Below are 11,985 nucleotides of genomic sequence, written 5' to 3' on the forward strand. Positions count from 1 at the left end.
CACACGTCAGAACATATTGAGGGCGACGCGCGCCTCGTCGGACATCAGGCTGGGGTTCCAGGCAGGTTCCCACACCAGGTTCACGGTCACGTCCTTGACCCCATCGACGCTGCCGACGACGCCCTGCACCTGGCCCGGCATCTCGCCCGCCACGGGGCAGCCGGGGGCGGTCAGGGTCATGTCGATCTCGACCTGGCCTTCCGCGTCGATGTCGCAGCGGTAGATCAGGCCCAGCTCATAGATGTTTACTGGGATTTCCGGGTCGTAGACGGTCTTCAGCGCCTCCGTCACGCGGTCCGCCAGAGGGGCGTCCGGGGGCAGCTTGTCCTCATCCGGGATGGTGGCCGGCGCCTGCAGCGTAACATCCGGCGCGATGGGTCGTTCGGCTCCAGACATCTCGCTCACTCCGTCGTCGTCTTCTCATCGCCCTCGAGGGCGGCGTGCATGGTGTGCCAGGCCAGGGTCGCGCACTTCACACGCATGGGGAATTCCCGCACGCCCGACAGCACGTCCAGCTTCTCCACCGCCTCCGGGTCCAGGTGCCCGTGGTCGGTGTGTTCATGGTCGTCCTTGGTGCACATGTCATGGAAGTGGCCAAACAGCGCCTCGGCCTCCGCTTCCGTCTTGCCCTTCAGCGTCTCGGTCATCAGCGAGGCGCTGGCCTGGCTGATGGCGCAGCCGCGGCCGTCGAAATGCGCGTCGTTGACCAGGCCGTCGGGCCCGATGGTCAGGTAGACGTTGATCTTGTCGCCGCACAGCGGGTTTTCGCCCCGGGCCATGCGATTGAAAGCTTCAGGCTTCCCGAAGTTCCGGGGATGCTTGCCATGGTCCAGGATCACTTCCTGGTACAGGTCGCGCAGATCGTCGAACATCAGTTGAAGAACTCCCTCACCGCGCGCACGGCGTCCACCAGGGCGTCGGCCTCGGCCTCGGTGTTGTACAGGGCGAAGCTGGCGCGCGCCGTGGCGCCCACGCCGAAACGGTCCATCAGCGGCTCGGCGCAGTGCCGGCCCACCCGCACCGCCACGCCGGCCCGGTCCACCAGGGTACCGATGTCGTGCGGGTGCACGCCCTCGATGGTGAAGGACAGGATGGCCGCCTTGGTGGGCGAGGTGCCGATGATGCGCAGGCCCGGGATGGCCTGCAGCTTCTCCATGGCATAGGCCAGCAGGCGCTGCTCATGGGCATGGATGGCGCCCATGCCCAGGGCCGTCACGTAGTCGATGGCGGCACCGAAGCCGATGCCCTCCACGATGGGCGGCGTGCCGGCCTCGAACCGGTGCGGCACCTCGCGGAAGGTAGTCTCCTCGAAGGTCACCGTCTGGATCATGTCGCCGCCGCCCTGATAGGGTGGCATGGATTCCAGCAGCTCGGCCTTGCCGTACAGCACGCCGAAGCCGGTAGGCCCGTACAGCTTGTGCCCGGTCATGATGTAGAAGTCGGCGTCGATGGCCTGCACGTCCACCGGCATGTGCACCGCCGCCTGGCTGCCGTCGAATAGCACCTTGGCGCCGGCCGCGTGGGCCATGCGGGCGATCTCCGCCGCCGGCGTCACCGTGCCCAGCACGTTGCTGCCGTGGGTGATGGACACCAGCTTGACCTTGGGGCTTTCCAGCAGCCGGGCCAGCGCGTCCAGGTCCAGCGTGCCGTCGTCCAGCACCGGCGCCACCTTGATGACGATGCCGGTGCGGCTGCGCAGCAGCTGCCAGGGCACGATGTTGGCGTGATGCTCCATCACGCTCAGGATGATCTCGTCACCCGCCTTCAGGTGGGTCCCACCCCAGCTGCTGGCCACCAGGTTGAAGGCCTCGGTGGCGCTGCGGGTGAAAACGATGGTGTCGGGCGAGGGCGCGTTCAGGAACGTGGCCGTCTTGACGCGCGTTGCCTCGTACAGGTTGGTCGCCACCTGGGACAGGTAATGGACGCCGCGATGGACGTTGCTGTAATCGTGCGCCATGAAATTGGCCATGGCGTCGATGACTGCTCGTGGCTTTTGCGCGCTGGCGGCGTTGTCCAGGTAGACCAGCGGCTTGCCCGGACGGCCCGGCTTCTCATGCACCAAGCGCGTCAGGATGGGGAAGTCCTGGCGGACCTTTTCCACATCGTACGGGGCGTTCGTCAGAATCCGGGTGTCCATGAGGTCACTCCCCTAACACCGTAGCGTCGGTGTCGACTGTGATGCCCGTCAGACGGCCGATGCGCTCCTGGATGCGCGCCATGGCATGGCCGCGCAGGCGCTCGTCGCCGATCTCCTCCGCCACCTCGTCCAGGAAGGCGGCGATCAGCAGGGCGCGCGCGGTGTCGGCGGGAATGCCGCGGGCGCGCAGGTAGAACAGCGCCTCCTCATCCAGCTCGCCCGCCGTGGCGCCGTGGCTGCACTTCACGTCGTCGGCGTAGATCTCCAGCTCCGGCTTGGCGTCGATCTCGGCGGTGTCGGACAGCAGCAGGGCGCGGTTCAGCTGGTGGCCGTCCGTCTTCTGCGCGTCCGGCCGCACGATGATCTTGCCCTGGAACACCGCGCGGCCGCGCCCGTCGATGACGCCCTTCACCACCTCGCGGCTGGTGCAGTTGGCGGCGACATGGTCGATCAGGCTGGTGAAGTCGGCATGCCGGCTGCCATCCACGCCATAGGTGCCGGAGACGCGGGTCTGGGCGCCCGAGCCTTCCAGGCGGACCTGGACGTCGGTGCGGGCCAGGCGGCCACCGGTGGTCAGCACGAAGGTCTCGTACGTGGCCGAGGCCGCCACCGTGGCGGTGACGCTGGCAAGGTGCAGGGCGGTCTCCGCCTCTTCCTGGAACTTGGCGTGGCGTAGGATGGCGCCTTCGCCGACGCGCACGCCGCTGACGATGTTGGCGAAGGTGGCGCCGCCACCCCGTGCCACATGGTGCTCGGCCACGGTCACCTCGCCGCCCGCCGCCACGTCGATCAGCAGGCGGGGGTGCCAGGCGCCGTCGGTGGCGGTGGCGATGAAGACGAACTCCACCGGCTGTGCCAGCTTCACGCCCTCACCCACGGTCAGCACCGCACCCTCGGCCAGGAAGGCGCCGTTCAGGCCGACAAGGCCCAGCGCCTGGCCACGGCCGGGGTTGGGGCCGACGCGCAAGCCGGTGTCGGACTTGGGCGCCGGGAACCGGTCCAGCACTTCGGCCGCGTACGCGGGGGAGGCTTCGATCAGGCCGCGCAAGCTGTCCAGGGTCACACCCTGGGGCAGGGTGCCGACGGCGGACAGGGCGGCGTTGAACCGGCCGTCCACGAACACCAGGCGATGCGTCTCGCCCGGCGCCACGCTGGGCAGATCGATGTCGGTGTTGGCGGCCGGTTGCGCGGGCGCCAGGCTGACGCCGGCCAGGTCGCGCAGGTTGGTGTACTTCCAGCCCTCGACCTTGGGCGTGGGAATGCCGTCGGCCAGGAAGCGGGCATAGCCGTCGGCGCGCAGCCGGTCCAGGCCGGCGGCACCGGCGCCGGGCAGGCCGGGGCTCAGGGTTTCGTACAGATCTTTCAGGGTGGCGATGGCGGCCATGGCGCGCGTTCCCCTCAGGCGGCTTCGGGCGAGCCGAATTCGGCGTAGCCCTTGGCTTCCAGCTCCAGCGCCAGCTCCTTGCCGCCGCTGCGCACGATCCGGCCGTAGGCCAGCACGTGCACATGGTCCGGCACGATGTAGCTCAGCAGGCGCTGGTAATGGGTGATGACCAGCATGGAGCGCTCGGGGCTGCGCAGGCTGTTCACGCCGTCGGCCACCAGCTTCAGGGCGTCGATGTCCAGGCCGCTGTCGGTCTCGTCCAGGATGGCGAAGCTGGGCTCCAGCATGGCCATCTGCAGGATGTCGTTGCGCTTCTTCTCACCGCCCGAGAAGCCGACGTTGACGGCGCGCTTGATCATGTCGTCGTTCATGTTCAAGGCCTTGGCCTTGGCGCGGATCAGCTTCAGGAACTGCATGGCGTCCAGCTCGGGCAGGCCCTTGTGCTTGCGCACGGCGTTCAGCGCCGTCTTCAGGAAGGTGGTGTTGGACACGCCGGGGATTTCCACCGGGTACTGGAAGGCCAGGAACACGCCTTCCGCCGCCCGCTCCTCAGCCTCCATGGCCAGCAGGTCCTTGCCCTGGAAGGTCACGGAACCCTCGGTCACCTCATAGCCGTCACGGCCGGACAGCACGTAGGACAGCGTGCTCTTGCCGGAGCCGTTGGGGCCCATGATGGCGTGCACTTCGCCCGGGTTGATGGTCAGGTTGATCCCTTTCAGGATTTCCTTGCCGTCGACGGTGGCGTGCAGGTTCTTGATTTCCAGCATCTTGAAACGTTCCTTGAAACCGAATGTCGTGTGCAGCTTGGGTGGACAGGGGCGGTTGCGGCGCCCTTAGCCCACGCTGCCTTCCAGGCTGATGGCGACCAGCTTCTGCGCCTCGACCGCGAACTCCATGGGCAGCTCCTTCAGGACCTCCCGGCAGAAGCCGTTGACGATCAGGCCCACGGCGTCCTCTTCGGACAGGCCACGGGCGCGGCAGTAGAACAGCTGGTCTTCGCTAATCTTGGCGGTGGTGGCCTCGTGCTCCACCCGGGCGGTGCGGTTGCGACTCTCGATGTAGGGCACCGTGTGGGCCCCGCACTTGTCGCCGATCAGCAGGCTGTCGCACTGGGTGTAGTTCCGTGCACCCTCGGCCTTGGGCAGGATCCGAACCAGGCCGCGGTAGGTGCTCTGCGCCTTGCCGGCGGAGATGCCCTTGGCCACGATGGTCGACCGGGTGTTCTTCCCGATGTGGATCATCTTCGTGCCGGTGTCGGCCTGCTGGTAGTTGTTGGTGATGGCGACGGAGTAGAACTCACCCACCGAATTGTCGCCCTGCAGGATGCAGCTCGGGTACTTCCAGGTGATGGCGGACCCCGTCTCCACCTGCGTCCAGCTGATCTTGGAGTTCTTGCCGCGGCAGGCGCCGCGCTTGGTCACGAAGTTATAGATGCCGCCCTTGCCGTTCTCATCGCCGGGGTACCAGTTCTGGACGGTGGAATACTTGATGGTGGCGTCATCCATGGCCACCAGCTCCACCACGGCGGCGTGCAGCTGGTTCTCGTCGCGCATGGGGGCGGTGCAGCCCTCCAGATAGCTGACGTAGCTGCCCTCATCGGCGATGATCAGCGTTCGCTCGAACTGCCCGGTGTTGGACGCGTTGATGCGGAAGTAGGTCGACAGCTCCATGGGGCAGCGTACGCCCTTGGGGATGTAGACGAAGGACCCGTCGGTGAACACGGCGGAGTTCAGCGTGGCGTAGTAGTTGTCGGAATAGGGCACGACCGAGCCCATGTACTTGCGCACCAGCTCCGGATGCTCGCGGATGGCTTCGGAGATGGAGCAGAAGATGATGCCCTTCTCCTCCAGCTTTTTCTTGAAGGTGGTGGCGACCGACACGCTGTCGAACACGGCGTCCACGGCCACGGCCGGCATCTCGCCCGCACCCTCGACTCCCGCCAGGATGGCCTGCTCCTTCAGCGGGATGCCCAGCTTCTCATAAGTGGCCAGCAACTCGGGATCGACCTCGTCCAGGGACTTGGGCTTGTCCTTGGCGGCCTTCGGGGCGGCGTAATAATGGCTATCCTGGTAGTCGATCTTGGGGAAGTCGACCATGGCCCAGGTCGGCTCCTCCATCGTCAGCCAGTGGCGGTAGGCTTGCAGGCGCCATTCCAGCAGCCACTCCGGCTCCCCCTTCTTGGCGGAGATGAAGCGGACGATGTCCTCGTTCAGGCCCTTGGGCGCCAGGTCGGACTCGATCTCGGTCGTGAAGCCGTACTTGTACTTCTGCTCCGTGACGGCGCGGACCTGTTCGACGGTCTGTTCGGTGGCGGCCATGTTTTCGCTCTTCCTCGAAATCAAATAGCGTCGGCGGTGGCCGACAGTGCCGGCGCCGCCTTGGGCAGGACAGGGTCGGGGAACGACGGCCGGGCCATGTCGGCCAGGCTGACGCTTTCCAGCGCGCCGCGAACGGCGCGGTTCACCCGGTCCCAGTTGCCCCGGCGGGGGCACAGGCTCTCCACCCCGCAGGCCCCGGCCGCCCCCTCGACACAGTCGGTCAGGGCGATGGGGCCGTCGATGGCGGCGATGATCTGGGCGACGTTGATGGCCTCCGGTGCGCGCGCCAGGCGGTATCCGCCGGTGGCACCCCGGTGCGAGGCCATCAGGCCGTCGCGGGCCAGCAGCTTCAGGATCTTGGACACGGTGGGGGCCGGCAGGCCGGTACGCTCCGCGAGCGAGATGGCGGTATGCGGGCCGCCGTCGCCCTGGATCATCGCGGTCATCACCACGACTGCGTAGTCCGTCAATTTGCTCAGCCGGATCACGTGGTTTGAGGTCCTGCGCCTGGGTGAAAATCCGGTCCGGCAATCCGGACCAAATCAGTACCCTTTAAGTAGCCACTCCCCTTTCCATGTCAAGCGAGGATGTTTTGCGGCATATGAACCGCCCGGATGGGCGGGTTGCAGCAATAGCGGGTTCGCTGGCGGAGTACCCCGGAGGCGTAAGGTCAAGGACGCGGCGGGGCGTCTGTTAACCCGGTATGTCCTGGGCGGGCGGCCGCTGCTCTGCGGCATGAGCGATGGGCGTTTGACCTCGTGGGCCCTTAAGCGCAGGCTTCGTTTCAGGAGGCGGGCGGCATAGCCCGCGCTTGAACCGAACGAAACCCCCGGCATGGTGGGACGTCCGGAAACACGGTCGGATCTATCGCGGCAAAGCGGCCGCCCTGGATGCGGTTTCGAGGCTTTTGCCCATCCGACTGAGAAAAAACGGCGGACCAGGATGGATGCCCTCAGGGGCCCAAACCTGATCCGCCGTTTTTAATTCTGAGGGTTTGTTTGTGCGCCCTCAGGCGCCGGGCGCGGGCATCCGCCCGCTTGGCTTCCCCTCCCTTTTCAGTCCGCTACGCTCCCCGGAAAGGTCCGGCGCCCCCCCTTATGTTTAAATCGGGTCGCGGGCTTGTCGCTTCGCTCCGTCGGCTCTCAATTTTATTCAACCCAGCTTCAAACCCACATCCCAATAGGGGTTGGGGCCGAAGCGGTCGGCCAGGAAATCGACGAAGACGCGGACCTTGGACGACAGGTGGCGGTTGGCGGGGAAGACGGCGTTGATGGCGCTGCGCGTCACCGCCCATTCCTGCAGGATGGGCACCACCCGGCCCTCCGCCAGGGCCTTGCCGCAGATGAAGGTGGGCAGGGCCACGATGCCCACGCCGGCGCAGGCGGCCTCCAGCAGCACGTCGCCGTTGTTGGCACGCAGGCGGGCGTTGACCTTCACCAGGCGGGTGGCGGCGTCGGGGTCGTGGTTGCCGCCCCGCGGCGCCCCGGGGGTCAGCGGCGTGACGCGGAACGGCCATAGCGCCCCCTGCGGCAGATTGGTGTAGATGAGGCAATCGTGCTGCGCCAAATCTTCGGGCGCACGGGGCACGCCCCGGCGGGTGAGATAGGCCGGGCTGGCGGCGTGCACCACCCGGGCGGGGCAGATGCGCTTGGCCACCAGCGAACTGTCCTTCAACTGCCCGATGCGCACCGCCACGTCGTATCCCTCGTCCACCAGGTCGACGAAGCGGTCATTCAGGTCCATCTCCACCTCGATGTCGGGGAAGGCGGACAGGAAGTCGGCGATGGCCGGCCCCAGGTGCTGCATGCCGAAGCTCATGGGGGCGGCAACCTTCAAGACACCCCGCGGCGCCGCCTGCAGACTGGCGACCGAGCGGTCGGCCTCGTCCACATCGGCCAGGATCTGTTGCACACGGACCAGATAGGTCTCCCCCGCTTCCGTCAGGCTGATGCGCCGGGTGGTGCGGTTCAGAAGCCGGGCGCCCAGCCGTGCCTCCAGCTCCGTCATGCGCCGGCTGGCCGCGGAACGGGACAGGCCCAGCTTGGCCGCCGCCACGGTGAAGCTGCGGGTCTCCGCCACGCGGGCGAACAGGGCCATGTCGTCTAGGCGGTCCATGTGGGGCGGTCCATGCGTCAGTCCTCGAGAGCCGGTGCCAGGATTGTTGCGGGGCGCGGAACAATTTTATGCCTAGCCGCCGGATTATCCGCAACGCGGAACACGGCTATGGTTCGTCCATCGCAACGCCGCGCGGTCCGAAACGCACCAGGCGCCCCGGTCCAAACAGCCCGGTTCAACCGATTGATGGAGATGGCAATGGCCAAGGTTCTCGTCCTCTACTACAGCAGCTACGGCCATATCGAGACGATGGCGAAGGCGGTGGCCGAGGGCGCCAAGTCCGTGCCCGGCACCGAGGTGGTGGTGAAGCGCGTGCCGGAACTGGTTCCGGTCGAGGTCGCGCAGAAGGCCGGCATCAAGCTGGACCAGGAGGCCCCCATCGCCACGGTGGATGAGCTGCCGCAGTACGACGCCATCATCTTCGGCACGCCCACCCGCTTCGGTATGATGGCCTCGCAGATGCGCAACTTCCTGGATCAGACGGGCGGCCTCTGGTTCAAGGGCGCCCTGATCGGCAAGGTCGGCAGCGTGTTCGTATCCTCCGCCACCCAGCATGGCGGCCAGGAAAGCACCATCCTGTCCTTCCACACCACGCTGCTGCACCAGGGCATGGTGGTCGTGGGCCTGCCCTACAGCTTCCAGGGCCAGACCGACAATTCCCAGGTGACGGGCGGCAGCCCCTATGGCGCCACCACCATCGCCAACGGCGACGGCTCGCGCCAGCCCAGCGAGAACGAGCTCGCCGGCGCCCGCTTCCAGGGCGCCCACGTGGCGGGTATCGCCGCCAAGCTGGCCGGTTGATCGGTCTGGCTCAGACTGTTTAATTCAACGGCGGGCCGTCCCTTACCGGGGCGGCCCGTTCGCTTTTTCAAGGATCGCTTGCGGTTCCGGCACCGCCGTCTCATATCCTGCCCACCGTCTTGAATGCGAAGGGGATAGGGGAATGCTCACTGCGGATGCCCGGCTGCGGGTGGCGATCGCGGGTATCATCGGCGCGCTGGCGGTGGCGGCCGGCGCCTATGCCGTCCACGGCCTGGCGGCCGTGCGCGACGCCCATGCCGTGGGCCTGTGGCAGACCGCCAGCCAGTATCAACTGATGCATGTCGCAGCCGCCGTGGCCACCACGCTGGGTGGGCATCTGCTCCACCGATCTTTCGCGACCCTGGCCGGCTGGCTGTTCCTGCTGGGCGCGGTCCTTTTCGGCGGCGCGCTCTATGGTCTGGGGTGGTGGGGCCCCAGCGCGCTGGGGGCCGTGGCGCCCCTGGGCGGCTTCAGTTTCATCCTGGGCTGGCTGTTCCTGGCCGCCGCCGCCGTGAAGGCGCCGCGATGAGCGGGGATCGCAGCCTGGACGCCAAGGGTCTGGTCTGCCCCCTGCCGGTCCTGCGAGCGCGCAAGGCCCTGATGGCCATGGCGCCGGGGGATGTCCTGACCCTGCTGGCCACCGACCAGGCCGCCCGGCGCGACGTGCCCGCCTTCTGCCAGTCGGCCGGCCACGCCCTGCTGTCCGCCGATGAGGTGGACGGGGTGCTGACCTTCACGATACGCCGGGCTGGTCCGGCCTGATTTGGATCATTCTTCGGCAGCGGCCGCCGGTAAGGCACTGGCGGCCGGCCGGCCGCATCGGTGATGATGCCGGCTTAATAATAAGCGGGCATGCGAGGAAACGGTCACCATGGCGACGGCGTTGTTCACCCACTGGTCCTGCCTGGAACATGAGACGGGGCCGGGCCATCCGGAAAACCCCGGTCGCCTGTCGGCCGTGCTGCGCGCGCTGGATGCCGAGCGTTTCCAATACCTGGACCGCCGCCAGGCGCCCCGCGCCACGCTGGACCAGGTGGAACGGGTGCACACCCCCGACCTGGTGGCCCGCCTGCAGGCCGCGACCCCCATCACCGGCATCGTGTCGCTGGACGGCGACACCGTCCTGTCCCCCGGCTCGTTCGAGGCGGCGCTGCATGCGGCCGGGGCCGTCTGCGCCGCCGTGGACGCCGTGATGGCGGGGGAGGTGCGCAACGCCTTTTGCGCCATCCGCCCGCCGGGGCACCATGCCGAGCCGGGGCAGTCCATGGGCTTCTGCCTGTTCAACAATGTCGGCATCGGGGCGGAGCATGCGCGCTTTGCCCACGGCCTGCGCCGCGTCGCCATCGTCGATTTCGACGTGCACCACGGCAACGGCAGCCAGACCCTGGCGGAACATGACCCAGACCTGTTCTATGGCTCCACCCATGAATGGCCCCTCTATCCCGGCACTGGGGCCCTGGGCGACCGGGGGGATTACGGCACGGTGGTGAACGTACTGTTGCGCGCGGGTTCCACCGGCGCGGAATTTCGCGCCGGAATGACATCGCGGCTGTTGCCGGCCCTGGACGCTTTCGCTCCGGAACTTATCTTCATTTCCGCCGGTTTCGACGCCCACCGGGCCGACCCGCTGGCCGACCTCGCCTTGGTCGAGGATGATTTCGCCTGGGCGACGGCCGAAATCGGGGCCATCGCCGACCGTCATTGCCGGGGCCGCTTGGTCTCCTCGCTGGAAGGGGGCTATGATCCGACGGCGTTGGCGTCCTGCGTCGCCGCCCATGTGGGCACGCTGATGGAGATTTGAGGGGCGGGACGCCAAGTCCCCGCCCATGATAGGGCAGCCTCCCGGCCAGGATGCTTGCGGCGGGGTGCCGCCCGGTCCTACAGTCGCCTGCCTGTGATTTACGGCGCCGCTGGCGCCGTTGCCGTTTTGCCGTTCCAAGCGTTGATGTGGACACCCTATGACTGAACTGACCCTGCCGGCCGATATCAAGGCCATGAGTTTCGAGGACGCCTTGGGTGAGCTGGAGCGCATCGTGCGCCAGTTGGAGGACGGCAAGGCCAAGCTGGACGACGCCATCGGTTTTTATGAGCGCGGCACCCTGCTGAAGCGCCATTGCGAAGGGAAGCTGCGGGAGGCCCAGGAAAAGGTCGACCGCATCACCCTGGGCGGTGACGGAACGGTGGGCATGGAACCGGCCCGCATCGATTAAGCCCGTACCCTTTCGCCCGAGTATGCCCTGATGCCCAGCCTGCCCAAAACCCTTACCGCCGCCATGGCGGACACCGTCGAACAGGTGGAGACCGCCATCGACATCCTGCTGCCCCGCAGCAGCATGGCGGAGGCCAAGCTGTATGAGGCCATGCGCTACGGCTGCCTGGGCGGGGGCAAGCGGCTGCGGCCCTTCCTGGTGATGGAAAGCGCCCGCCTGTTCGGTGTCAGTCCGGCCTGCGCCCTGCGCGTGGCGGCGGCGGTGGAATTTGTCCACTGCTATTCCCTGATCCACGACGATCTGCCGGCCATGGACGACGCCAGCCTGCGGCGCGGCCGGCCCACGGTGCATCGCCAGTTCGACGAGGCCACGGCCATCCTGGCGGGCGATGCCCTGCTGACGGCCGCGTTCGAGGTCATGACCGACCCGGAGACGCATGAGGATCCCCGGGTGCGCTGCGCCCTGGTCTCGGCCCTGGCCAAGGCCTCCGGCCCGCGGGGCATGGTGGGCGGCCAGATGCTGGACCTGATCGCGGAAACCCAGACCCTGGACATCGGCGCTATCACCCGGCTGCAGCGGATGAAGACCGGCGAGCTGATCGCCTTCGCCGCCACGGCCGGCGCCATCCTGGGCCGGGCCTCGCCGCCGCAGTTCCATGCCCTGCAGGCTTACGCCCACGATCTGGGCCTGGCCTTCCAGATCGCCGACGATCTGCTGGACGTGGAAGGGACGGAGGCCGAGACCGGCAAGTCCGTGGGCCGCGACAAGCCGGCGGGCAAGGCGACCTTCGTGTCCATCCTGGGGCTGGAACGGGCCCGCGATCAGGCCGGCCGGCTGGCTGACCAGGCCACGCGGCATCTGGAGATTTTCGAGGGCCGGGCGTCGATGTTGCAGGCGGTGGCGCGCTTCGTTGTGGATCGGCGGTCTTAAAAGAAAAGTTTGATTGGGAGCCGATGAATGGCGACGAAGACCCCGTTGTTGGACCAGTGTCCGACGCCTGAGCGCCTGCGCGCGCTGCGC

14 protein-coding genes are annotated in these 11,985 nt (G+C 67.4%); 6 read left to right on the top strand and 8 right to left on the bottom strand.

Annotation, left to right across the window (positions count from 1 at the left end; translation table 11 throughout):
- Nucleotides 1-6: 6 nt before the first annotated feature.
- From P5F91_RS10825 to P5F91_RS10860, 8 genes are all read right to left on the bottom strand, one after another.
- Entirely contained in the window at nt 7-396 is a 390-nt protein-coding gene (locus P5F91_RS10825) for an SUF system Fe-S cluster assembly protein (RefSeq protein ID WP_040846432.1), read from the bottom strand.
- A gap of 5 nt (nt 397-401) precedes the next feature.
- Nucleotides 402-872 carry a Fe-S cluster assembly sulfur transfer protein SufU gene (gene sufU, locus P5F91_RS10830; protein ID WP_145613242.1) on the bottom strand — a complete coding sequence of 157 codons (471 nt, stop codon included), beginning with the start codon at nt 870-872 and terminating at the stop codon, nt 402-404.
- Entirely contained in the window at nt 872-2,137 is a 1,266-nt protein-coding gene (locus P5F91_RS10835; protein ID WP_277907187.1) for a cysteine desulfurase, read from the bottom strand. Before P5F91_RS10835 ends, sufU begins: the two co-directional genes overlap by 1 nt.
- 4 nt (nt 2,138-2,141) lie before the next feature.
- Nucleotides 2,142-3,521 (bottom strand): Fe-S cluster assembly protein SufD, encoded by a 1,380-nt coding sequence (gene sufD / locus P5F91_RS10840; RefSeq protein ID WP_145613240.1) that lies wholly within the window; start codon nt 3,519-3,521, stop codon nt 2,142-2,144.
- A gap of 14 nt (nt 3,522-3,535) precedes the next feature.
- Entirely contained in the window at nt 3,536-4,288 is a 753-nt protein-coding gene (gene sufC / locus P5F91_RS10845) for a Fe-S cluster assembly ATPase SufC (protein WP_145613239.1), read from the bottom strand.
- A gap of 66 nt (nt 4,289-4,354) precedes the next feature.
- Nucleotides 4,355-5,839 (bottom strand): Fe-S cluster assembly protein SufB, encoded by a 1,485-nt coding sequence (sufB, locus tag P5F91_RS10850; RefSeq protein ID WP_145613238.1) that lies wholly within the window; start codon nt 5,837-5,839, stop codon nt 4,355-4,357.
- A gap of 20 nt (nt 5,840-5,859) precedes the next feature.
- On the bottom strand, nt 5,860-6,327 hold the full coding sequence (locus P5F91_RS10855; protein ID WP_145613237.1) for an SUF system Fe-S cluster assembly regulator: 468 nt from the start codon (nt 6,325-6,327) through the stop codon (nt 5,860-5,862).
- Nucleotides 6,328-6,991: 664 nt separating this feature from the next.
- The gene (locus P5F91_RS10860; protein WP_145613236.1) at nt 6,992-7,954 is read right to left on the bottom strand and encodes a LysR family transcriptional regulator; all 963 of its coding nucleotides are present in this window, start codon (nt 7,952-7,954) and stop codon (nt 6,992-6,994) included.
- A 198-nt stretch (nt 7,955-8,152) separates the two neighbouring features.
- Here P5F91_RS10860 and wrbA point away from each other — a divergent pair, with 198 nt between their 5' ends.
- The 6 genes from wrbA (at nt 8,153) to P5F91_RS10890 (ending at nt 11,895) form a co-directional block, all read left to right on the top strand.
- Complete coding sequence (gene wrbA, locus P5F91_RS10865; protein WP_145613235.1) at nt 8,153-8,755, top strand: NAD(P)H:quinone oxidoreductase; 603 nt, start codon at nt 8,153-8,155, stop codon at nt 8,753-8,755.
- A gap of 142 nt (nt 8,756-8,897) precedes the next feature.
- On the top strand, nt 8,898-9,284 hold the full coding sequence (locus P5F91_RS10870) for a DUF423 domain-containing protein (protein ID WP_145613234.1): 387 nt from the start codon (nt 8,898-8,900) through the stop codon (nt 9,282-9,284).
- On the top strand, nt 9,281-9,517 hold the full coding sequence (locus tag P5F91_RS10875) for a sulfurtransferase TusA family protein (protein ID WP_145613233.1): 237 nt from the start codon (nt 9,281-9,283) through the stop codon (nt 9,515-9,517). Before P5F91_RS10870 ends, P5F91_RS10875 begins: the two co-directional genes overlap by 4 nt.
- 109 nt (nt 9,518-9,626) lie before the next feature.
- A complete protein-coding gene (locus P5F91_RS10880) occupies nt 9,627-10,556 on the top strand; it encodes a histone deacetylase family protein (RefSeq protein ID WP_145613232.1) in 930 nt (309 codons plus the stop codon).
- 157 nt (nt 10,557-10,713) lie between these two features.
- A complete protein-coding gene (locus tag P5F91_RS10885) occupies nt 10,714-10,965 on the top strand; it encodes an exodeoxyribonuclease VII small subunit (RefSeq protein ID WP_145613231.1) in 252 nt (83 codons plus the stop codon).
- Between the two features lie 30 nt (nt 10,966-10,995).
- The gene (locus P5F91_RS10890; RefSeq protein ID WP_145613230.1) at nt 10,996-11,895 is read left to right on the top strand and encodes a polyprenyl synthetase family protein; all 900 of its coding nucleotides are present in this window, start codon (nt 10,996-10,998) and stop codon (nt 11,893-11,895) included.
- The last annotated feature ends 90 nt before the right edge of the window (nt 11,896-11,985 follow it).

Origin of the sequence: Nitrospirillum amazonense, assembly GCF_029594735.1 — a bacterium.
Lineage (GTDB): Bacteria > Pseudomonadota > Alphaproteobacteria > Azospirillales > Azospirillaceae > Nitrospirillum > Nitrospirillum amazonense.

Coding starts and splice junctions, on each gene's coding strand:
- P5F91_RS10825 (WP_040846432.1), bottom strand. CDS start 396: ATGTCTGGAGCCGAACGACCCATCGCGCCGGATGTTACGCTGCAGGCG.
- sufU (WP_145613242.1), bottom strand. CDS start 872: ATGTTCGACGATCTGCGCGACCTGTACCAGGAAGTGATCCTGGACCAT.
- P5F91_RS10835 (WP_277907187.1), bottom strand. CDS start 2,137: ATGGACACCCGGATTCTGACGAACGCCCCGTACGATGTGGAAAAGGTC.
- sufD (WP_145613240.1), bottom strand. CDS start 3,521: ATGGCCGCCATCGCCACCCTGAAAGATCTGTACGAAACCCTGAGCCCC.
- sufC (WP_145613239.1), bottom strand. CDS start 4,288: ATGCTGGAAATCAAGAACCTGCACGCCACCGTCGACGGCAAGGAAATC.
- sufB (WP_145613238.1), bottom strand. CDS start 5,839: ATGGCCGCCACCGAACAGACCGTCGAACAGGTCCGCGCCGTCACGGAG.
- P5F91_RS10860 (WP_145613236.1), bottom strand. CDS start 7,954: ATGGACCGCCTAGACGACATGGCCCTGTTCGCCCGCGTGGCGGAGACC.
- wrbA (WP_145613235.1), top strand. CDS start 8,153: ATGGCCAAGGTTCTCGTCCTCTACTACAGCAGCTACGGCCATATCGAG.
- P5F91_RS10870 (WP_145613234.1), top strand. CDS start 8,898: ATGCTCACTGCGGATGCCCGGCTGCGGGTGGCGATCGCGGGTATCATC.
- P5F91_RS10875 (WP_145613233.1), top strand. CDS start 9,281: ATGAGCGGGGATCGCAGCCTGGACGCCAAGGGTCTGGTCTGCCCCCTG.
- P5F91_RS10880 (WP_145613232.1), top strand. CDS start 9,627: ATGGCGACGGCGTTGTTCACCCACTGGTCCTGCCTGGAACATGAGACG.
- P5F91_RS10885 (WP_145613231.1), top strand. CDS start 10,714: ATGACTGAACTGACCCTGCCGGCCGATATCAAGGCCATGAGTTTCGAG.
- P5F91_RS10890 (WP_145613230.1), top strand. CDS start 10,996: ATGCCCAGCCTGCCCAAAACCCTTACCGCCGCCATGGCGGACACCGTC.